This window comes from Bounagaea algeriensis (assembly GCF_054491375.1).
This window is the reverse complement of the sequence record NZ_CM137102.1, coordinates 3520867-3542597: the sequence shown is the minus strand read 5'-3', so window position 1 is coordinate 3542597 and position 21731 is coordinate 3520867. Positions and strand designations below refer to the sequence as shown.

General features: G+C 71.6%; 16 protein-coding genes and 1 pseudogene. 16 read left to right on the top strand and 1 reads right to left on the bottom strand.

The annotated features are described in order from the left end of the window. The first annotated feature begins 40 nt into the window (after positions 1–40). From recG to smc, 16 genes and pseudogenes are all read left to right on the top strand, one after another. Positions 41–2320 (top strand): ATP-dependent DNA helicase RecG, encoded by a 2280-nt coding sequence (gene recG / locus ACVGV2_RS16125; protein ID WP_459163192.1) that lies wholly within the window; start codon positions 41–43, stop codon positions 2318–2320. A 286-nt stretch (positions 2321–2606) separates the two neighbouring features. After that, a complete protein-coding gene (locus tag ACVGV2_RS16120) occupies positions 2607–5984 on the top strand; it encodes a pyruvate carboxylase (protein WP_459163191.1) in 3378 nt (1125 codons plus the stop codon). Positions 5985–6413: 429 nt separating this feature from the next. Next, positions 6414–6968 (top strand): annotated as a pseudogene (rsmD, locus tag ACVGV2_RS16115) (16S rRNA (guanine(966)-N(2))-methyltransferase RsmD); the annotation flags it as partial. A 210-nt stretch (positions 6969–7178) separates the two neighbouring features. Further along, positions 7179–7661, top strand: coding sequence for a pantetheine-phosphate adenylyltransferase (gene coaD, locus ACVGV2_RS16110; RefSeq protein WP_459163190.1), 483 nt, complete (start codon positions 7179–7181; stop codon positions 7659–7661). A 219-nt stretch (positions 7662–7880) separates the two neighbouring features. Beyond that, entirely contained in the window at positions 7881–8423 is a 543-nt protein-coding gene (locus ACVGV2_RS16105) for a guanyl-specific ribonuclease (RefSeq protein WP_459163189.1), read from the top strand. 176 nt (positions 8424–8599) lie between these two features. Further along, on the top strand, positions 8600–9337 hold the full coding sequence (locus ACVGV2_RS16100; RefSeq protein ID WP_459163188.1) for a DivIVA domain-containing protein: 738 nt from the start codon (positions 8600–8602) through the stop codon (positions 9335–9337). A gap of 251 nt (positions 9338–9588) precedes the next feature. Then, complete coding sequence (locus ACVGV2_RS16095) at positions 9589–10158, top strand: YceD family protein (RefSeq protein ID WP_459163187.1); 570 nt, start codon at positions 9589–9591, stop codon at positions 10156–10158. Between the two features lie 2 nt (positions 10159–10160). Then, on the top strand, positions 10161–10343 hold the full coding sequence (gene rpmF, locus ACVGV2_RS16090) for a 50S ribosomal protein L32 (RefSeq protein ID WP_459163186.1): 183 nt from the start codon (positions 10161–10163) through the stop codon (positions 10341–10343). 14 nt (positions 10344–10357) lie between these two features. Further along, complete coding sequence (gene rnc, locus ACVGV2_RS16085) at positions 10358–11140, top strand: ribonuclease III (protein ID WP_459163185.1); 783 nt, start codon at positions 10358–10360, stop codon at positions 11138–11140. A gap of 134 nt (positions 11141–11274) precedes the next feature. Then, complete coding sequence (gene mutM / locus ACVGV2_RS16080; RefSeq protein ID WP_459163184.1) at positions 11275–12216, top strand: bifunctional DNA-formamidopyrimidine glycosylase/DNA-(apurinic or apyrimidinic site) lyase; 942 nt, start codon at positions 11275–11277, stop codon at positions 12214–12216. 380 nt (positions 12217–12596) lie between these two features. Continuing rightward, positions 12597–13244 carry a winged helix-turn-helix domain-containing protein gene (locus tag ACVGV2_RS16075; protein WP_459163183.1) on the top strand — a complete coding sequence of 216 codons (648 nt, stop codon included), beginning with the start codon at positions 12597–12599 and terminating at the stop codon, positions 13242–13244. A 41-nt stretch (positions 13245–13285) separates the two neighbouring features. Continuing rightward, positions 13286–13903 carry a nucleoside/nucleotide kinase family protein gene (locus ACVGV2_RS16070; RefSeq protein WP_459163182.1) on the top strand — a complete coding sequence of 206 codons (618 nt, stop codon included), beginning with the start codon at positions 13286–13288 and terminating at the stop codon, positions 13901–13903. 176 nt (positions 13904–14079) lie between these two features. Beyond that, positions 14080–15294, top strand: coding sequence for a serine hydrolase domain-containing protein (locus ACVGV2_RS16065; protein ID WP_459163181.1), 1215 nt, complete (start codon positions 14080–14082; stop codon positions 15292–15294). Positions 15295–15424: 130 nt separating this feature from the next. Further along, positions 15425–16060, top strand: a complete 636-nt coding sequence (locus ACVGV2_RS16060) for a hypothetical protein (RefSeq protein ID WP_459163180.1) — start codon at positions 15425–15427, stop codon at positions 16058–16060. A 7-nt stretch (positions 16061–16067) separates the two neighbouring features. After that, a complete protein-coding gene (locus tag ACVGV2_RS16055) occupies positions 16068–16352 on the top strand; it encodes an acylphosphatase (protein WP_459163179.1) in 285 nt (94 codons plus the stop codon). 141 nt (positions 16353–16493) lie between these two features. Further along, a complete protein-coding gene (gene smc, locus ACVGV2_RS16050; RefSeq protein WP_459163178.1) occupies positions 16494–20177 on the top strand; it encodes a chromosome segregation protein SMC in 3684 nt (1227 codons plus the stop codon). Positions 20178–20237: 60 nt separating this feature from the next. Here the strand turns inward: smc and ACVGV2_RS16045 are convergent, their stop codons facing one another. Then, a complete protein-coding gene (locus tag ACVGV2_RS16045; RefSeq protein ID WP_459163177.1) occupies positions 20238–21731 on the bottom strand; it encodes a sodium:solute symporter in 1494 nt (497 codons plus the stop codon).

The window sequence follows — 21731 nt, the reverse complement described above, 5'->3', positions numbered from 1 at the left end:
TTCTCGGTGGGAGTTCGGATCGAAGCTGGTGACGTGCACGATGACCACGAATTCGGGACGGGAGCGGACGACCACCGGGGACACCCGGCTGGACCGCGTCCTGGGGCGCAAGACGGCCAAGGCGCTCGACTCCGCGCTCGGCCTGGGCACGGTGGGCGACCTGCTGCGGCACTACCCGCGCCGCTACGCCGAGCGCGGCGAGCTCACCAAGATCTCCGGCCTGGAGATCGGCGAGCACGCGACGGTGCTCGCCCAGGTGGAGCGCGTCGGCAAGCGGAACATGCGGGCCCGCCGAGGAACGATCGTGGAAGCCCGCATCACCGACGGGCAGCGTTCGCTGATCTGCACGTTCTTCAACCAGGCGTGGCGCGAACGGGAGCTGCAGCCGGGTCGGCGCGGCATGTTCGCGGGCAAGGTGACGGCTTACCGCAACCAGCTCCAGCTGGCCCACCCGGAATACCAGCTGTTCACTTCGGACAGTGCCGACGCGGATTCGGCCGCCGAGGAGTTCGCGGCAGCGCTGATCCCCGTATACCCGGCGGCGCAGGGGATGCCGTCCTGGTCGATCGCCCGCTGCGTCCGGCAGGTGCTCGACGTCTGGGACGGCACCGACGATCCGCTCCCCGCGGATGTCCGCGAGCGCCACGAACTGCCCGATTTGGAATCCGCGTTGCGCCGGATCCACCTGCCCCAGGACCACGCGGACGTGGAGGCCGCGCAGGAACGGCTCAAGTGGGACGAGGCGCTCGCGGTGCAGCTGGCGCTGGCGCGGCAGCGCGCCGAAGTCGAGCACCAGCCCGCTCCGACGAGCCCGCCGCGCGAGAACGGGCTGTTGAGCCGCTTCGACGAGCAGCTCCCGTTCGACCTCACCGCGGGTCAGCGCGAGGTGGGCGAGCACATCTGCGCCGACCTGGCTGCCGAACACCCGATGAACCGCCTGGTGCAGGGCGAAGTGGGCAGCGGCAAGACCGTGGTGGCGCTGCGCGCGATGCTGCAGGTGATCGACTCCGGCAGGCAGGCGGCGATGCTCGCACCGACCGAAGTGCTCGCCGCCCAGCACGCCCGCTCGCTCGCGGAACTGCTCGGTGATCTGGCCCGCGGTGGCGAGCTCGGCGCCGCGGAGGAGGCCACGCGGATCGCGCTGATCACGGGTTCGCTGCCGGCGGCGCAGCGCAGGCAGGCCCTGCTGGACGCGGCCTCCGGGCGGGCCGGCATCGTCGTCGGCACGCACGCCCTGATCCAGGACCAGGTGTCCTTCGCCGACCTGGGCCTGGTGGTCGTGGACGAGCAGCACCGCTTCGGCGTGGAGCAGCGCGACGCCCTGCGCGGGCGCGCCGGCGCGGGGATGTCACCGCACGTGCTGGTCATGACGGCGACGCCGATCCCGCGCACGGTGGCGATGACCGTGTACGGCGATCTGGAGACCTCGGCGCTGCGGGAACTGCCGCACGGGCGCTCCTCGATCAGCACGAGCGTGGTGCCCGCCGCGGAGAAGCCCGCGTGGTTGACCCGCGCCTGGGAGCGCATCCGCGAGGAGGTCGGCACGGGCCACCAGGTCTACGTCGTCTGCCCGCGCATCGGGGACGATCCCGAGGCGCGGCGTTCCGAGGAGTCCACATCGGACCCCTCCGCGCCGGACTCCGAGGAGGAACCCCCGCGAGGAGCGTCCGATGAGGACGCCGCAGGCGATTCCGGAAACGGGCAGCGGCAGCCGCTGGCGGTGCTCGACGTGGCCGGGCAGCTGCGCGAGGGCCCGCTGTCGGACCTGCGCGTCGGCGAGCTGCACGGACGCCTGCCCGCCGACGACAAGGACGAGGCGATGCGCGCCTTCGCCGCCGGGGGGCTCGACGTGCTCGTGGCCACCACGGTGGTCGAAGTCGGTGTGAACGTGCCCAACGCGACGGTCATGGTCATCATGGACGCCGACCGGTTCGGCGTGAGCCAACTGCACCAGTTGCGCGGACGCGTCGGACGCGGCAGCGCGCCGGGCCTGTGCCTGCTGGTGACCGAAGCGCTGGCCGGGACGACCACGCGCGAGCGGCTGGAGGCCGTCGCCTCCACCACCGACGGGTTCGAGCTCGCGCGGTTGGATCTTCAACTGCGCCGCGAGGGCGACATCCTCGGCGCGGCGCAGTCGGGGCGCCGGTCCGGTCTGCGCATGCTCTCGCTGCTGCGCGACGAGGACGTCATCGCCCGCGCGCGGACCGAGGCGGAGCGGCTCACGCGCGACGACCCGCACCTGCAACGGCACTCGGGTCTGCGGCGGATGGTCGATGAGCTGGTCGCCGACGAGCAGGCCGAGTACCTGGAGAAGGTCTAGCAGGAGAGTCCGCGGGTTGGCGCGGACGAGTGCGGCGCGGCACCGGCGGGTGCGGCAGCGGATGCGGGGGTGGACGGCTCGCGCGCTTCGACGTCCGCCCGAGCCGTTTCCTGCACGCGAAATTTCCAAAAAATTTTCACCCGGGGTTCACTTGTGCTGCCGCCAAGTCTGTGCAGGTCAGGACGTTGGTGCGTGTTCCATCACGCGGGAGGTTCTCACGCTGTGGAGAAATTTCGCGGTAATGTTCGAGCATCACCCGACACCCGCCCGTAGGAGGTAGCCGGCAATGTTCCGCAAGGTGCTCGTCGCCAACCGCGGAGAGATCGCGATTCGAGCCTTCCGCGCCGCCTATGAACTGGGCGCCTGGACGGTCGCGGTCTTCCCGCACGAGGACCGCAACTCCATGCACCGACTCAAAGCCGACGAGTCCTACGAGATCGGCGAACCCGGCCACCCGGTGCGGGCCTACCTCTCCGTGGACGAGATCATCGCCGCCGCGCGCCGCGCCGGTGCGGACGCGGTCTACCCCGGCTACGGGTTCCTCTCGGAGAACCCCGAACTCGCCCGCGCCTGCGCGGAAGCCGGCATCACCTTCGTCGGGCCGAGTCACGACATCCTCCAGATGACCGGCAACAAGGCCACCGCCGTGGCCGCCGCCGCCGAAGCGGGCGTGCCGGTGCTCGACTCCTCCGCGCCCTCCCGCGACCGCGAAGAACTGCTCGCGGCCGCCGAGAACATGCCGTTCCCCGTGTTCGTCAAGGCCGTCGCCGGCGGCGGCGGCCGCGGCATGCGGCGCGTCGACGAGCACGCCGCGCTCGCCGAAGCGCTCGACACGGCGATGCGCGAGGCCGAATCCGCCTTCGGCGACCCGACGGTGTTCCTCGAGCAGGCCGTGGTCAACCCGCGGCACATCGAGGTGCAGATCCTCGCCGACACGCACGGCAACGTCGTGCACCTGTACGAGCGGGACTGCTCGGTGCAGCGGCGGCACCAGAAGGTCGTCGAGCTCGCCCCCGCACCGAACCTCGACCCCGAGCTGCGCGAGCGGATCTGCGGCGACGCGGTGCGGTTCGCCCGCCAGATCGGCTACCGCAACGCCGGCACCGTCGAATTCCTCGTCGACGAGAACGGCCGGCACGTGTTCATCGAGATGAACCCGCGGATCCAGGTCGAGCACACCGTCACCGAAGAAGTGACCGATGCCGACCTCGTGCAGTCCCAGCTGCGCATCGCCGGCGGCGCGGACCTGCCCGAACTGTCCATGCAGCAGGACCAGATCCGGCTGCGCGGCAACGCGTTGCAGTGCCGCATCACCACCGAGGACCCCGCCAACGGGTTCCGCCCGGACACCGGAATGATCAGCGCTTACCGCTCGCCGGGCGGCGCGGGCATCCGCCTCGACGGCGGCACCGCGATGGCCGGCAACAGCATCAACGCGTACTTCGACTCGATGCTGGTGAAGCTCTCCTGCCGCGGCCGCGACTTCCCCACGGCCGTGGCCCGTGCGCGCCGGGCCGTGGCCGAGTTCCGCATCCGCGGTGTGGCCACCAACATCCCGTTCCTGCAGGCCGTGCTCGACGACCCCGACTTCGCCGCGGGGCGCGTCACCACCTCCTTCATCGACGAACGGCCGCAGCTGCTCACCGCGCGGCACTCCGCCGACCGCGGCACGCGGATGCTCACCTACCTCGCCGACGTCACCGTCAACCAGCCCAACGGCCCGCGGCCGACCGCCGCCGACCCGGTGGCGAAACTGCCCAAGCTGGAAAGCGACGCCGAACCGCAGGCCGGTTCGAAGCAGCGGCTCGACGAACTCGGCCCCGAAGGGTTCGCGGACTGGTTGCGGCGGCGCTCCGCCGTCGGCGTCACCGACACCACCTTCCGCGACGCGCACCAGTCGCTGCTGGCGACCCGGCTGCGCACCAGGGACCTGCTCGAAGCCGCCCCGCACGTCGCCCGCACGACACCCGACCTGCTGTCCGTGGAGTGCTGGGGCGGAGCCACCTACGACGTGGCGCTGCGGTTCCTCGCCGAAGACCCGTGGGAACGTCTGGAGAAGCTGCGCGCGGCGATGCCGAACATCTGCCTGCAGATGCTGCTGCGCGGGCGGAACACGGTCGGCTACACGCCGTACCCCACCCAGGTCACCGAGGAGTTCGTCCGCGAAGCCACGGAGACCGGCATCGACATCTTCCGCATCTTCGACGCGCTCAACGACGTCGAGCAGATGCGCCCAGCGATCGAAGCGGTGCGCGGCACCGGGTCCTCGGTCGCCGAAGTGGCGCTGTGCTACACCGGCGACCTGTCCGATCCGGACGAGGACCTCTACACGCTGGACTACTACCTGCGGCTGGCCGAGCGCATCGTCGAAGCGGGCGCCCACGTCATCGCGATCAAGGACATGGCCGGGCTGCTGCGCGCTCCTGCGGCGGCCACCCTCGTGTCGGCGCTGCGCGCGGAATTCGACCTACCGGTGCACCTGCACACGCACGACACCCCCGGTGGCCAGCTGGCCACCTACCTCTCCGCCATCCAAGCGGGAGTGGACGCCGTCGACGGCGCCAGCGCCTCCCTGGCGGGCACCACCTCCCAGCCGGCGCTGTCCTCGATCGTCGCGGCCACCGACCACACCGACCGCGCGACGGGGCTCGACCTGCGCTCCGTGTGCGACCTGGAGCCCTACTGGGAAGCGGCCCGGCGCATCTACCAGCCCTTCGAGGCCGGCCTGGCCTCGCCGACCGGGCGCGTGTACGAGCACGAGATCCCCGGCGGGCAGTTGTCCAACCTGCGCACCCAGGCGCGCGCGCTCGGGCTCGCCGACCGGTTCGAAGAAGTCGAAGCGATGTACGCCGCGGCCGACCGCATGCTCGGGCGGCTGGTCAAGGTCACGCCGTCGTCCAAGGTCGTCGGCGATCTCGCGCTGCACCTGGTCGGAGCGGGCGTGTCCCCGGCGGACTTCGAGGCCGACCCGCGCAGGTTCGACATCCCCGACTCGGTGATCGGCTTCCTGCAGGGCGAGCTCGGCGATCCGCCGGCCGGCTGGCCCGAGCCCTTCCGCACGCGCGCGCTGGAAGGACGCACCGCCACCCGAGGCGTCACCCAGCTGTCCGAAGAGGACGAGCAGGGGCTGCGGGAGAACCCGCGCGGCACGTTGAACCGGCTGCTGTTCGCCAAGCCCACCGAGGTGCTCGAGGAGCACCGCGCCTCGTACGGCGACACGTCGCTGCTGCGCAGCAAGGACTTCTTCTACGGGCTCCGGCCGGGTGAGGAGTACTCCGTGGAGCTCGAGCCGGGCGTGCGGCTGATCATCGCGCTGGAGGCCATCAGCGAACCCGACGCGCGGGGCATGCGGACCGTCATGGCCACGCTCAACGGGCAGATGCGGCCGATCCAGGTGCGCGACCGCTCGGTGGCCTCCGAACTGCCCGCCGCGGAGAAGGCCGATCGCACCAACCCGGGACATGTGGCCGCGCCGTTCTCCGGCGTCGTCACCCTCGCCGCGGCCGAGGGCGAAAGCGTCGACACGGGCCAGACCGTGGCCACGATCGAGGCGATGAAGATGGAGGCCGCCATCACCGCACCGCAGGCCGGTCAGGTCAAGCGCTTGGCGATCGCCGCCGTGCAGCAGGTGGAGGGAGGCGACCTCATCGTCGAGCTCGGGTGATCCTCCGCCGGAGTTCAGGCCGCCCTCCTGCCAGCCCGGTCAGTTGCTCCGGCCGGTGGCACGGGCGGGAGGGCGGCCGCGCATCGGTGGAGGACGTGCCTCCCAGCCGCCGTCGTGCCCCATCCGCTGTCGTGCCCAGTCGCCGTCGTGCCCCATCCGCTGTCGTGCCCAGTCGCCGTCGTGCCCAGTCGCCGTGTGCCCAGCCAGCAGGGCTTATCCTGGAGCCGCAGGTGACGCGCGGGAACTTCGCGAGCCCGCCTGACCGGGGGTGTGTGCATTTCGCGCGAAATGTTCAACACCTCGTTCGGTGCTTGCGGAACGGACTCGGTGTGGTTCCGCAGGGCCCTGCGCGCGGTGGTGTCGAGCGAACGGCGTCGAGCGGAACGGTTCGGCGGCGCGGCGCCGGTAGTGCAACGGAGGATGGTGCTCGTGACCCGCATCGTGGCCGGAAGACTCGGGGGCCGGCGCCTGCAGGTGCCGCAACGGGGGACCCGTCCCACGTCCGAACGGGTCCGCGAGGCCGTGTTCAGCTCGCTGGAAGCGATGCTCGAGCTCGACGGTGCGCGCGTGCTCGACCTCTACGGCGGATCCGGCGCCATGGGGCTGGAAGCCCTCTCCCGCGGTGCTGAGCACGTCCTGTTCATCGAATCGGACCGCCGCGCCGCGGACACGCTGCGCGGCAACATCCGCTCGCTCGGCCAGCAGCGCTCGAGCGCCGTCGCGGTGGGCAAGGCCGAATCCGCGCTGGCCGCGCCCGCGGACGCGCCCTACGACGCGGTGCTGGCCGACCCGCCGTACGCGCTGACCGGTGCGCACCTGCGCGAGGTGCTCGAAGCTCTGGTCACCGGCGGTTGGGTCGCCCCCGGCAGCATCGTCGTGATGGAGCAGTCCACCCGCGGCGACCCCTGGGAGTGGCCGGAGCCGCTGCGGCAGACGCGGCTGCGCCGCTACGGCGAAACGGTCGTCTACTGGGCCGTCCACGAACCGGTGGAGGCCGAGGACGGAGCGGACGGCGAAGACCCGTCTGACGCCGGGAGAGGTGCCGCTGCGGCAGATGCGGCGGCGCCGGCTGCGAACGCCCTGGCGCCGGACCCCGACGGATTGCGCGAGAGGAACGGCTGAGCGAACGCGCCGTGGTGAGCCACACCACGCGCGCGTGGGGGAGGGTGCTGTGCGCTGTTACGGTGCCGCTTCATGAGGCGCGCGGTGTGTCCGGGGTCGTACGACCCGGTGACGAACGGCCATCTGGACATCATCGAACGAGCCGCGAAGCTCTTCGACGAAGTCGTCATCGCGGTGCTGGTGAACAAGAACAAGAAGAGCCTGTTCACCGTGGACGAGCGGATGGAGATGCTCGCCGACGTCACGGCGAGCTGGCCGCACGTGCGCATCGACTACTGGCACGGGTTGCTCGTCGACTACTGCCGGGACAACGGCATCGGTGCGATCGTCAAGGGACTGCGCGCGGTCAGCGACTTCGACTACGAGCTGCAGATGGCGCAGATGAACCAGCGCCTGTCCGGGGTGGAGACGCTGTTCATGTCCACCAACCCGGAGTACAGCTTCCTCGCGTCCTCCCTGATCAAGGAGGTCGCGACCTACGGCGGGGACGTGACCGGACTGCTGCCGCCGAAGATCGAGCAGCGACTGCGCGAGCGCCTGGCCGAGACCTCCTGAGCTCTCCGACCGGCTCCCGGGACGTCATCGTGCCGCAATCCGTGCCGGCCGCGCCGAGCAGCTGAGCTGCCCGGGGCTGCCGGCACCCGGCCCGCGTGTCGGGGGCTGACTCGCGCGGAGTACCGGACGTTCTGTTGGCTTCATCCCTGCGGGTGAGAGTCCGACGTGTTCACGTCAACGCCCCTTCGGCGTCACCGGGCGCGACTACGGTCAGCGAGCATGCGGTGGATCACAGGAAACAGCACCAGTCCGCGCCCCCTCGTCGCCGCGCTCTTCGCCGCGGTGCTCGCCCTGGCACCCGCCGGGGTGGCCACGGCCGCAGCACCCGCGAGCACGGCCGCGCCCGCGCAGGCGGCGGCCGCAGCGCCCGCGAGCACGGCCGCGCCCGCGCAGGCGGCGGCCGCAGCGCCCGCGAGCACGCACGCGAGCACGGCAGCAGCGTCCACGAGCACGGCAGTGCCGTGCGGGGACACGAGCGAGTTCGAGCGCGTCGACCTCTCCCAACTGCCACCGGAAGCAGCCGACACGGTGGAGCTGATCCAGCAGGGCGGCCCGTTCCCGTATCCGCAGGACGGCCAGACCTTCGAGAACCGCGAAGGCATCCTGCCGGACTGCGCGGAGGGCTACTACGAGGAGTACACGGTGGAGACCCCCGGTGAGGACGACCGCGGTGCCCGCCGGTTCGTCGTCGGGCAGGGCGACGAGTACTTCTACACCTCCGACCACTACGAGAGCTTCCGGTTGACGAACATCAACGCCTGACCGTCCGCTCCGTCGGGGCCGCCCCGGGCGCGGCGGGCGTGGACACGCGGATCGCGGAAATTGCGGGACGTGGCGTCCGCGGAGGGGCAGACTGGCGGGGGCACTACCCATGATCGCCGGTTGCGGGTGCTCTGACATGCTTGCCCCGAGGCGGCAACGACGGCAGGGAGCTGAAGGTGTACCGGGTGTTCGAGGCTCTCGACGAGCTGGTCACGATCGTCGAAGAAGCGCGCAGCGTGCCGATGACGTCCGGATGCGTGGTGCCGCGCGGGGACGTGCTGGAACTGCTCGACGACGTGCGGGACGCCATCCCGCGCGAGGTCGACGACGCCCAGGACGTGCTCGACCAGCGCGACGGCGTCGTCTCCAAAGCCGAGTCGCAGGCCGACCAGCGGCTCACCGAGGCGCGCCAGCAGGCCGAGCGGACCCTGTCCGAGGCGCGCTCCGAGGCCGAGCAGCTCGTGGCCGACGCGCGCGAGCAGGCCGACCAGGTGCGGGCCGAAGCACGCGCCGAGGCCGAGCAGACCGCGAGCTCCGCGCGGCGCGAGTACGAGGACTACATCAGCCGCGCGCAGGCGGAGGCCGACCGGATGGTGCAGGCAGGCCGGGCGGCGTACGAACAGTCCGTGCACGAGGGCAGGTCGGAGCAGTCCCGCCTGGTCGCCGAGACCGAAGTGGCCCAGGAGGCCCACGCCGAGGCCAAGCGCATCGTGGACCAGGGCAACAGCGATGTCGAGCGGTTGCGCAGCGAGTGCGACGCCTACGTCGACTCGCGCCTGGGCGAGTTGGAGGACCTGCTCTCGCGGACCCTGCGCACCGTGGGCCGGGGCAGGCAGCAGTTGCGCACTCCGCTGAACGAGCCGTTCGACTACGAGGACTGGCAGGAGCCCTCCGATCACGCCGCGGCGAACTGAGCGGCGAACCGAACGGCGAACCGACGGCCGGTCCGCTCGGGACCGGGCTTGCCCCTGAACCGCACGCGCCCCGAGCCGCCCGCGTCCCGAGTTGTGCGCAGCGGGGGGGCGTGCGGACCCTGTGTCAGGTGCGCGCGCTGTTCGCGTACCCTGGACGAGCTGGCCTCGGGTGACGCCGTCACTCGGGTTCACCGCACCCGACCGCCGGCCCTGTTCACCGACCCGTACCGAGAACACGACCGAGATCTGTGATGCCTGAGCAAGCCGACGCGCACGCCTCCGGGGATTCCTGGACCGTTGATGTCCGGGAACTGGCGTACCAGCCGGGGAGCAGTCGTGCGTACTCCTGGGAGATCCCCGCTCCGGAGGGGTTCGGCCTGGACATGATCGCGGTTCCGGCCGGTGCTGCGGTGCGGCTCGAAGTGCTGGCGGAGTCCGTGGTGGAAGGCGTGCTGGTGTCCGGCACCGCCGCAGCGGAGCTGAAGGGCGAGTGCGCCCGCTGCCTGGACCCCGTTTCCGACGAGGTCGAGGTCGAGGTGCGGGAGCTGTTCGCGTACCCGGACAGCGCGACGGACACCAGCACCGACGAGGACGAGGTCGAGCGGATCGTGGACGATCAGATCGACCTGCAACCGGTGGTTCGCGACGCGATGCTGCCCGCGATGCCTTCGGCTCCGGTGTGTTCCCCCGACTGCCCGGGGTTGTGCGCCGGCTGCGGGGAGAAGTGGGTGGACCTCGCCGCTGACCACACGCATGAGACCATTGATCCGCGCTGGGCCGCGTTGCGTGAGCGGTTCGGCGGGACCGAGAAGGAGAGCTAGTCGTGGCCGTCCCGAAGTTCAAGAAGTCCCGCTCCAACACTCGCCACCGTCGTTCGCAGTGGAAGGCGTCGGCTCCCACCGTTTCGGAGTGCCCGAACCGTTCGTGCCGTCAGCCGAAGCTGCCGCACAGGGTCTGCCCGGCTTGCGGCCAGTACAACGGTCGCCAGATCGGGCAGCCTGCCTGATCGGTGGTCGTGCTGTGGGGGGAAAGCAATCTCGGGGCCGCAAGGCCGACCGAAGTGCACTGTTGCGAGCGCTCGGCATCGAGATCGATGCCGAGCTGCTCACCCTCGCGTTGACGCACCGGTCCTACGCGTACGAGAACGGGGGACTGCCGCCGAACGAGCGGCTGGAGTTCTTGGGCGACGCGGTGCTGGGGCTGGTGATCACCGACCGGCTGTACAACGACCACCCCGACCTGCCGGAAGGTCAGCTGGCGAAGCTGCGCGCGAGCGTGGTCAACCAGCACGCGCTGGCCGGTGTGGCCCGGCAGCTCGGTGACGGCGGCTTGGGCGGTTACCTGCTGCTGGGACGCGGTGAGGAACTCACCGGCGGTCGGGACAAGGCGAGCATCCTCGCGGACGGGCTCGAAGCCGTGCTCGGCGCGGTGTACCTGCAGAGCGGGATCGAGGTGTCCCGCGAGGTCATCTACCGCTTGTTCGACCCGCTGCTGAACGAGGCTCCGCAGCGTGGAGCGGGGTTGGACTGGAAGACCAGCCTGCAGGAGCTCACCGCGGCGTCCTCGCTCGGCGTGCCCGAGTACCACGTCGACGAGCAGGGTCCTGATCACCGCAAGGAGTTCCACGCCTCGGTGTCCGTCGGCGGTGACGTGTTCGGCCGCGGCGAAGGTCGCACCAAGAAGGAGGCCGAGCAGAAGGCGGCGGAGACGGCGTGGCGCGCGCTGTCCGAGAGCCGGGCCGCCGCTGGGAGCCGGGCTACCGCCGAGGTCGAGGACGCGGCCGCATCGGGTGCCGCGGAGTAGTCGTCCGGTTGCGGCCGCGGGCGTCTGCATACCGGTCGTGAGCGGATGCGGCGCCGGACGCGGTGCTCGCCGGCGACAGCGGTGCTCGCCGCATCCGCGAGCACCGAGCACCATCGGACCGCCGAGGACGTGTCGTGCCTGAACTGCCGGAAGTCGAAGTCGTCCGCCGCGGCGTGGACGAGCACGTCGCGGGACGTACGATCGCGGCGGTCGAGGTGCTGCACCCGCGTGCGGTGCGACGCCACGTGCCCGGAACGGACGATTTCGTCGCCCGCACGGTCGGCTGCCGCGTGCGCGGCGTGCGGCGTCGCGGGAAGTACCTGTGGTGCGAACTCGGTGCGGCTGAGCAAGTCCCGGGCGAGGTTGAGCATGTCCTCGGAGCGACCGAGCAGGACGCTGTCGCCGATGCCGGTTTCGGCCATTCCGTGGTCGTGCACCTGGGGATGAGCGGTCAGCTGCTCGTGCAGCCGTCCGGGGCCGCCGACGAGCGGCACCTGCGGGTGCGGTTCCGCTTCGACGACGGCGGTCCGGAGCTGCGGTTCGTCGACCAGCGCACGTTCGGCGGTCTGCACCTGGCCGAGCTCGTGCCCGCCGCCGGACTGGCCGTGCCGAAGCCGATCGAGCACATCGCCGTCGACCCGCTCGAGAGCGCCTTCGACCTGGCCGCGCTCACCGAGCGGTTCCGCGCCCGCAGGACCGGCGCGAAACGGGCATTGCTGGACCAGGGGCTCGTCTCCGGCATCGGCAACATCTACGCCGACGAGGCGCTGTGGCGGGCGGGGCTGCACTGGGCGCGTCCCACCGCCACGATGAACCGGCCCACGGTGCACCGGTTGTTCGACGCGGTCGCCGCGGTGCTGAGCGAAGCGCTGCGGGCGGGCGGCACCTCGTTCGACGAGCTGTACGTCAACGTCAACGGCGAATCGGGCTACTTCGCGCGTTCCCTGGCGGTGTACGGCCGGGACGGACTGCCGTGCCCGCGCTGCGGCGCGGCGGTGCGCCGCGACGTGTTCATGAACCGCTCGGCTTACAGCTGCCCGTCGTGCCAGCCCCGCCCGCGCAACGCGCACCGGTAGCGGCCCGCCCTGGTACGGGCGTCGCCGAGCCCGGCGGGGATGTCGGTGAAGTTGTAGCTCTCGCCGCTGCAGACGAGGGCGACCTCGCCGTCGCGGACGGCATCGCCGGTGCGGCCGGGTGTGCCGACGGGGGCTCCTGCTCCGGAGTTGTCGGTGGGGTCGCAGGTCTTTGTTTAGCAAGGTTAACGAAATGTTTCGGAGGTGCTCATCCGGTGGCAGAGTGACCTCACCCACACGTGAATCGGGCAGAAGGGGCGAACGGATCGGACCGGGCGCGGCTCCGCCGCGTGCTCTGCCGTCATCCGCAGCGGAGGTGGTGCCGGACACAACGCGCCACGCGATAGGAAGGGACGCCATCGCCGCCGAACCGAAGGAGGCGTATGCCGACGGTTGTGGTCACAGCGGAGGCCCCCGACGCCGCACGTGCGTTCCGGGCCGTCCTGTCACCGCACGGCTACGAGGTGCTCGACGACACCGCCCCCGCCGAAGCGGAACCCGACGCGCGCATCGCCGACTTCGGCGCGGCCACGGACGCGGCCGCCGTGGCACGGCTGTGCGCCCGCAGCGACGCGCCCGTGCTCGCCGTGGCGCCGCGGGACAGCCCCGACCTGCGCGCGGAACTGCTCAACGCCGGCGCCGACGACTGCGTGAGCAGGCCCTTCGACCTCGGGGAATTCCTCGCCCGCCTGCAGGCGGTCACGCGGCGCGGGAGCGGCTGCGGAACCCCGGGCATCGTGCGCACCCCCTCGTTCTCGGTGCACCTCGACGCGAAGAAGGTCACGCGCGGCGGGATCACCGTGCACCTGACGCCGACCGAGTGGGCCATCCTCGAAATCCTCGTGCGCGCGGACGGCGCGCTCGTCGGCCAGCAGGAGCTGCTGGCCCGGGTGTGGGGCCCCGACTACGCCCGCGAGACGCACTACCTGCGCGGCTACCTGGCTCAGCTGCGGCGGAAGCTCGAACCGGAACCGGACAGCCCGCGCCACCTCATCACCGAACCGGGTCGCGGTTACCGCTTCGAGATCTGACGGCGCCCGCGCCCGGTGCGCACCGCCCGTAGCCTGGGCCCGTGATCGAATTCGACGCGCTCGTGGAACGCGCCCGGACCCTCGCCACGAGCGGCGAGCGGAAGTTGCTGGGCATCACAGGTGCCCCCGCGGCGGGCAAGGGACGGCTCGCGAAGCTCCTGCTCGGCGCACTGGGCGAGGACGCGGCGTTGGTGCCGATGGACGGGTTCCACCTGGCCAACGCCGAACTGCGCCGGTTGGGCAGCCAGGACCGGAAAGGTGCACCGGACACCTTCGACGCGGCCGGGTACGTGGCACTGCTGCGGCGCCTGCGCGAGCGGCCGGAGCACACCGTCTACGCCCCCGAGTTCCACCGCTCGTTCGAGGAGTCCTACGCCGCGGAGATCGCCGTGCCGCCCGAGGTGCCGCTGGTGCTCACCGAGGGCAACTACCTGCTGCTCGACCGTTCGCCCTGGGACGAGATCCGCGGTCTGCTCGACGAGGCCTGGTTCCTCGCCCCGGACGAGGGTGTGCGCGTGCAGCGGCTCATCGACCGGCACGTCCGGTACGGACGCAGCCCCGAGCAGGCGCGCGAGTGGGTCGAACGCAGCGACGAGCACAACGCGGCGCTGATCGCGCCGACGGTGGAGCGGGCCGACCTCGTCGCGGACCCGGAGTGATCGCAGTCCAGGTGACCCCGGTCCAGGTGCCCCCCGGTCCAGGTAACCGCGGTCCAGCAGTTCCGGGCGGAACGCCGGACAGGTCCGATCAGCTGAGAATCCCGCGAACGCGGTGTCCCGATGATCGGTTTGTCCGAGAATGCCTCGGACGTGTCACACCGAGGAAAGGGGTCCGCATGAAGCGGAGCAGCCGGAACGTTGGAACCACGCTCCTGATCACGGCACTGTTCTGCTCCTCGGCATCGGCCACCGCCGCCGCCGAGTCCACGTCCGAGCGGCCCGCCGTGCAGCGGGCGATGGAGGAACTGGCGAAGTCGGGCGCCGCCGGGGTCCAAGTGAGCCTGACGGACGGGAAGGGCGAGTGGGACGGGCGCGCCGGGGTCTCCGAGCTCGGGAAACCTGCGCCGGTGCCGCAGAACGGCACCTACCGGATCGGGAGCATCAGCAAGACCATGCTCTCCACCGTTCTGCTCCAGCTGGTCGACGAGGGCGAAATCGCCCTGGATCGGCCAGCCGTCGAGCACCTCCCGCAGTTCGACCTCGATCCGCGGATCACCGTTCGGATGCTGTTGCAGCACACCAGCGGGATCTTCAACTACACCGGCGAGACGAACCCGGACGGCTCGTTCGAGCCCGGCATCCCCCTCATCGGTCAGGAGTTCGTGGACAACCGGTTCCGCACCTATGCGCCGGAGGAGCTGGTGCGGCTCGCGCTGTCCGAACCGGCCAGGTTCGAGCCCGGCAGCCAGTGGTCGTACTCCAACACCAACTACGTGCTGGCAGCCCTGATCGTCGAGGAGGTCACCGGCGAACCGTACGGGAACGCGCTGCGCGAGCGGGTCTTCCAGCCGGTCGGCATGCACGACACCGTCGTACCCGGGACCGAGCCGGACGTCCCCGGCCGGCACGCTCACGGCTACTACGGCTTCGCGCAGGGCGACGGCCTCAAGATCGTGGACGTCACCAGGGTCGATCCGTCCTGGAGCTACGGCGCGGGGGAAGTGATCTCCACGAACGAGGACCTGGAGGAGTTCCTCTCCGCGCTCCTCGACGGCAAGCTCATGTCCCCGAGCTCGCTCGAGGAGATGCGGAAGATGCGCCCCGCGGAAGCGGGCCAGGGTTACGGCCTCGGATTGATGGAGATGGACCTCGGTGCGTGCGGCACGGTGCTCGGGCACACCGGCGGCGTGCCGGGATACATCTCCTTCTTGTTCGCCGGCCCGGACGGGAACAAGCGCCTGGAGATGTCGGTGACCAGCGGTGCGACCGACTCGGGCGACCCGCAGGACGCTGCGCGGCTGCAACGGGCGACGCAGCAGGTCGTGGGCACGGCGCTGTGCGGCGAGAACCCCGCGCCCGAGCAGCAGGCCACCATCAACGTGCTCCGCTGACGGCAGCGCGCGGCCACGTCCGCTCGACCGGGGCCGCGGACCGAGCAGTTTTCACCCGGCCGAGGGGCTGCCGGGACTCGTCGGCCCCGGATGCCGTGAGCCGGTCGGCTCGGGCGGTTCCGTCGGCCCCGTGCTCGTCGGCCCCGTACTCGTCGTCGGCGGGTCGCTCGTCGGCGGCGGGCTCGGCTCCGTCGGGTGCGAGGTCGTCGGCGAGTCGCTCGTCGGTTCCGGATCCCCGGTGCTCGTCGGCGGTGGGGGCGCGCTGGTTCCGGTCCCCGGCGGTTCCGGCGGCGGTGCGGGCGGCCGTTCCGGCACGTCCGGTTCCGGCCGCTCCTGCGCGGAGGACGCGGTCGTCTCCCCCGAGTCCGATGCCGCGGAGGTGGTTCCCGACCGCGCAGCCGGCGAGGACGTGGAGGAGGGCGCGAGCGGTGGCGGCTGCGGCGGCCGCGACCCCGGCGTGGTGGACTCGACGGCCGAGGTCGGCTGCAGCGTGATGTCCGGCCCCGCCTCGTCCGGGCGCTGCGACGTGGCGACCATCGCCGCAACCGCGGCGAAAACGGTGGCCACGCCCACGCCGGTGGCGACCAGCAGCAACAGGCGTTTCGGGCGGGCGTCCGGGTCTTGCTCGTCCATCGCGGTCCTCGCGGATTCGGGTGGTCGGAGCAACACCGTAGCGACCGGGCGAACCGCGATGATCCGCAGGTCCGCACCGGTGCGGCCGAGCGCGCCGCGGTGGTGTGCCGCAGCCGCGGCGGGTCAGGCATGATGCGGACGTGACCGAAGCAGAGCACGCGCGACTGACGGCATGGGTGCACGGACACGTGCAGGGCGTGGGTTTCCGCTGGTGGACGCGGGCCCGTGCGTTGGAGCTCGGCCTGGTCGGCAGCGCCGCCAACAAGCCGGGCGACCGCGTGGAAGTGGTCGCAGAAGGCCCCCGGCAGGACTGCCGGAAGCTGCTGGACGCGCTGCGGTCCGGCGACACCCCGGGGCGGGTGGACAACGTCGTGGAGCAGTGGGCGGAACCCAGGGGCGAGCTGACGGAGTTCGTCGAGCGGTAGTGGCCTGGTGCCGCTGGCGCGCCACCACCGCGCCACGCGGGCGGCCGAGGTGGTACCGGCCCCGGGAGCACCGGGTAAGCTCTCGCCGGTGGAACGCCGTGACCGGCGGCAACTCGCAACGCGGGAAGGTCGATCGACGCCGTGCACCTGAAGAGCCTGACGCTGAAGGGGTTCAAGTCCTTCGCTTCGGCCACCACGCTGCGCTTCGAACCCGGCATCACCTGCGTGGTGGGCCCGAACGGATCCGGCAAGTCGAACGTGCTCGACGCCCTGACCTGGGTGATGGGTGAGCAGGGCGCGAAGGCGCTGCGCGGCGGGAAGATGGAGGACGTCATCTTCGCGGGCACCTCCGGGCGCCAACCGCTGGGCCGCGCCGAGGTCACGCTCACCATCGACAACGCCGACGGGGCGCTGCCGATCGAGTACACCGAGGTCTCGATCACGCGGCGGATGTTCCGCGACGGCGCCAGCGAGTACGAGATCAACGGCGACACCTGCCGCCTGCGGGACGTGCAGGAACTGCTGTCCGACTCGGGCATCGGCCGGGAGATGCACGTCGTCGTCGGCCAGGGCCAGCTGTCCACGATCCTGCAGGCGAAACCGGAGGAGCACCGGCGGCTCATCGAGGAGGCCGCGGGCGTGCTCAAGCACCGCAAGCGCAAGGAGAAGGCGCTGCGCAAGCTGGAGGCGATGCAGGCCAACCTCACCCGGTTGACCGACCTCACCAGCGAACTGCGGCGGCAGCTGAAACCGCTGGGCAAGCAGGCCGAGATCGCCCGCAAGGCGCAGACGGTGCAGGCGGACCTGCGGGACGCGCGGCTGCGGCTGCACGCCGACGACCTCGTCTCCGCCCGCCAGGACCTCGCCAAGGACGAAGCCGATCAGGAAGCGGCCCGCGCCAAGCGGGCCGAGGTGGAAACCCAGCTGCAGCACGCCCAGGCCGCGGAGAAGTCGCTCGAGGAGCAGGCGGCCGCCGACGCGCCGCGGCTGAACGAGGCGCAGGACACCTGGTACCGGCTGTCCGCCCTGGAGGAACGCCTGGGCGGCACGCTGCGGCTGGCGCAGGAACGGCACCGCCACCTCAGCGCCGCCCCCACCGAGGAGCAGCGGCCCGGCCGCGATCCGCAGGAGCTCGAAGCCGAGGCGGACGAGGCCGAAGAGCAGGAGATCGAGCTCCGCGAGGAGACCGAAGAGGCCCGCGAGAAGCTGAACCGCACCACCGAGCGGCGCAAGGAGCTCGACACCGCGGCCCAGCAGGCCGAGCAGGAGCACCTCGCCGCCGTCCGCGCGATCGCCGACCGGCGCGAAGGCCTGGCCAAGCTCTCCGGCGAGGTCGAATCCACCCGCAGCACCCTCAGCGCCACCACCGACGAGATCGAACGGCTCACCACCTCGCTGCAGGAGGCCGGCGAACGCGCGGAGGAGGCCGAACGCGCCCGCGCCGACGCCGAGGACACCACCGGCGAGGAGGACTCCGGCGAGGAGAACCTGCAGGACCGGCTGACCAGCGCCACCCAGGGCCGCGACGCCGCGCGGGAACGAGTCGCCGAGCTCAGCAAGGAAGAGCGCACCGCCGAGCAGGAGATCGCTTCCTGGAAGGCGCGCGTGGAGGCGCTGTCCGCGGGGCTCAACCGCAAGGACGGCGCGGGCGCCTTGTTGCAGGCCGGCGAACGCGTGCCCGGCCTGCTCGGCGCCGTCTCCGCGCTGCTGACCGTGGACAGCGGCGCCGAGGTGGCGCTGGCCGCCGCGCTCGGCGGCGTCGCCGAGGCGGTCGCGGTGCAGGACGTCGACGACGCGGTCGCCGCGCTGCGGCTGCTGCGCGACGACGACACCGGACGCGCCGCGATGCTCGTCGGTTCGGAGGCGAGCACCGTCGACCGCGGCTGCTGGCCCGCGCTGGAAGCCGGCCGTTGGGCGGTCGACCTGGTGGCGGTGCCGGAAGCGCTGCGCCCGGCCGTGCTGCGGGCGCTGGACCGCGTCGCCGTGGTCGACGACCTGGACACCGCCTCCGACCTGGTCCGGCGGCATCCCGAGGTGCGCGCGGTGACCACCTCCGGGGACGTTCTCGGGGCGCACTGGGCCGGCGGCGGCTCCGAGGACGCGCAGAGCACGCTCGAGGTCCGCGCCGCGGTCGACGAGGCGGAGCAGGAGCTCGCCGCGGCGCAGCGCCGGCTGGAGCAGCACTCGGCAGCGCTGGCGGGCGCCCGCGCCGAGGAGGAGGCGCGCGACGCGGAACTGCGTTCGGTGCAGGAGGAGATCAACGAGGCCAAGGTGCGCCGCGCCCGCAGCAGCGAGCGCATCAACAGCCTCCGCAAGGCCGCCGAGTCCGCCCAGGCCGAGGTGCAGCGGCTGACCAAGCAGCGCTCCGAGGTGGAGCAGTCGCGGGAGAAGTCCCAGATGCGGCTGGCCGCCCTGGAGGAGCAGCTGGCCTCGGTGCAGACCGAGCAGGAAGAGGCGGCCGAGCCGGACACCACCGAGCGGGACCGGCTCAACGAGGAACTCACCCAGGTGCGCCAGCAGGAGGTGGATGCGCAGCTGGCCCTGCGCACCGCTGAGGAGCGGGCCCGCTCGGTGCAGGGCCGCGCCGACCAGCTGCGCCGCACCGCACGCCACGAGCGGGAGGCCCGCGCCCGCGCCGAGGCCGCGCGCCAGGCCCGCGAACGCGGCGCCCGCGTCGCCGGCGCCGTGGTGGAGGGCGCCGAGCAGGCCGCGGAACGCATCCGCACCTCGCTGCGGGCGGCCACCGAAGCGCGGGACGAGGCGCAGCGCAAGCAGGCGGAGAACGAGCAGGCGCTGAACACGACGCGCCAGCAGGTGCGCGAGCTCAGCGGCGAGCTGGAGAAGCTCACCGACGCGATGCACCGCGACGAGGTCGTGCGCGCCGAACAGCGGATGCGCATCGAGCAGCTGGAGACCAAGGTCGTCGAGGAGTTCGGCGTGGCCCTCGACGATCTCGCCGCGGAGTACGGGCCGGACGTGCCGGTGCCGCCGAGCGCTGCGGAGATGGCCGAGTACGAGGCGGCGAAGGAGCGCGGCGATCAGGTCAGCGAGCCGCCGTCGGTGCCGTACGACCGCGCTGAGCAGGAGCGCCGGGCCAACCGCGCGGAGAAGGACCTGCAGCAGCTGGGCAAGGTCAACCCGTTGGCGCTGGAGGAGTACGCGGCGCTGGAGGAGCGCTACAAGTACCTGTCCAACCAGCTGGAGGACCTCAAAGCCACCCGGCGGGACCTGCTCGACGTGGTCAAGGAGGTCGACGAGAAGATCCTGGAGGTCTTCTCCTCCGCGTTCCAGGACGTCGCCACCGAGTTCGAGAAGGTCTTCTCCGTGCTGTTCCCCGGCGGGTCCGGGCGGCTGACGCTGACCGACCCGGAGGACATGCTCTCCACCGGCGTCGAGGTGGAGGCGCGCCCGCCGGGCAAGAAGGTCAAACGCCTGTCGCTGCTGTCCGGCGGGGAGAAGTCGCTGACGGCGGTGGCGATGCTCGTGGCGATCTTCCGCGCCCGGCCCTCCCCGTTCTACGTGCTCGACGAGGTCGAGGCCGCGCTGGACGACACGAACCTGCGGCGGCTGATCACCCTGCTGGACCAGCTGCGCACCACCTCGCAGCTGATCATCATCACGCACCAGAAGCCGACGATGGAGATCGGCGACGCGCTCTACGGCGTGAGCATGCGCGGCGACGGCATCACCGAGGTGATCTCCCAGCGGCTGCGCTCCGAAGCGGAGGTCGGCAGGACGGCGGGCGCCGACCCGGTCGAGGTCGCCGCGGGTACCGGTGCGGACGCGGGCGAGCCGGTGGAGAGCGGCGACGACGCCCCCGCGTGAGCCGAGCGGCCGGCAGCCGCGTTCGACGTGGGTTCGCGGGGGCGCTCGGGCCCCGCCGGGTCACTCGTGCTCGGCGCGCTCGCCGCGCTGCTGCGGCGCCGGGTGCAGCAGCGACAGCACGGTGCCGACGATCAGGGTGACGAGCACGCCGAGCGGCGTGTACCAGGGAAAGGCCAAACCGCTGGTGCCGCCCTCCCCGTCGGGCAGGCGCACGGCGTAGCCGAGCACGGCCACCACGGCCAGCGTGACCACGAACGCGGCGATCGCGTCGGACTGGCGGGCGCGGCGCACGAACAACCCCAGCGCGAACGCCCCCAGCAGGGCCCCGTAGGTGTAGCTGGCGATCTCCAGGCCGACCTCGACGACCGGGTTGTCGGTGTTGCTGAACATCATGCCGAACAGGACGAACACCGCCGCCCACACCAGCGTCCACACCTTGCCCAGCCGCAGGGCGCGCGAATCGCTGCCGGTGACCTTGCGGTAGATGTCGGTGACCGTCGAGGTCGACAGCGAGTTCAGCGTCGACGACAGGGTGCTCATCGCCGCGGCGAGGATGCCCGCGATGAGGATGCCGGACAGCCCCGGTGGCAGCTCGGTGACGATGAACCTCGGGAACAGCTCGTCGTCGCTTTGCAGCCCCATCGATTCGGGTGCGGCACCGCGGTAGAAGACCCACAGCAGCGCGCCGACGAACAGGAACAGCGCGAACTGCACGAACACCACGACACCGCTGGCGATCAGCGCGCGCCGCCCGTCCTGCACGGTGCGGCAGGCCAGCAGGCGCTGCACCATCAGCTGGTCGGCGCCGTGCGAGGCCATGGCGAACAGCGCCCCGCCGAGCACGGCGGTGAGCAGCGAGTACTGGTCGGTGAGGATCGGCGCGCCGGGGTCGAACAGCTGCAACTTGCCCGCGTCGGCGAGGCTGCCCAACCACCCCTCCGGCAACCGGGTGACGAGGAAGGCGATCACGGCGAGCGCGCCGAGCACGTACAGGAACATCTGGATCACGTCGACCCACACGACCGCCCGGATCCCGCCGAAGTAGGTGTAGACGACGGTCAGCACGGCCAGCGCCAGGATGATCTGCCAGTAGGACGTCTCCAGCCCGAACGCGTCGAGCATGACCTTGACCGGGATGGCGGTGGCGAACAGCCGCAGCCCGTCCGCGAGCAGCCGCGTCACCAGGAACGTCACCGAGGCGGTGGTCTGCAGGCCGCCGCCGAAGCGCTGGCCCAGGAACGAGTAGGCGCTGACCAGGTCCCCGGCGTAGTAGCGGGGCAGCAGCCAGAACGCGACGACGACGCGCCCGATCAGGTAGCCGATCGCCAGCTGCAGGTAGCTGAACGTGCCCAGGTAGGCCACGGTCGGCACGCTGATCACCGTCAGCGTGGACGTCTCGGTGGCGACCACCGAGAGGCACACCGCCCACCACGGCAGCGTGCGGTTGCCGACGAAGTAGTCGCGGGAGGTGCGCTGCCGTCCGCTGAGCAGCACGCCGAGCGCCGGCATCGCCAGCAGGTAGACGACGATGATCGCGATGTCCACCGAACGCAT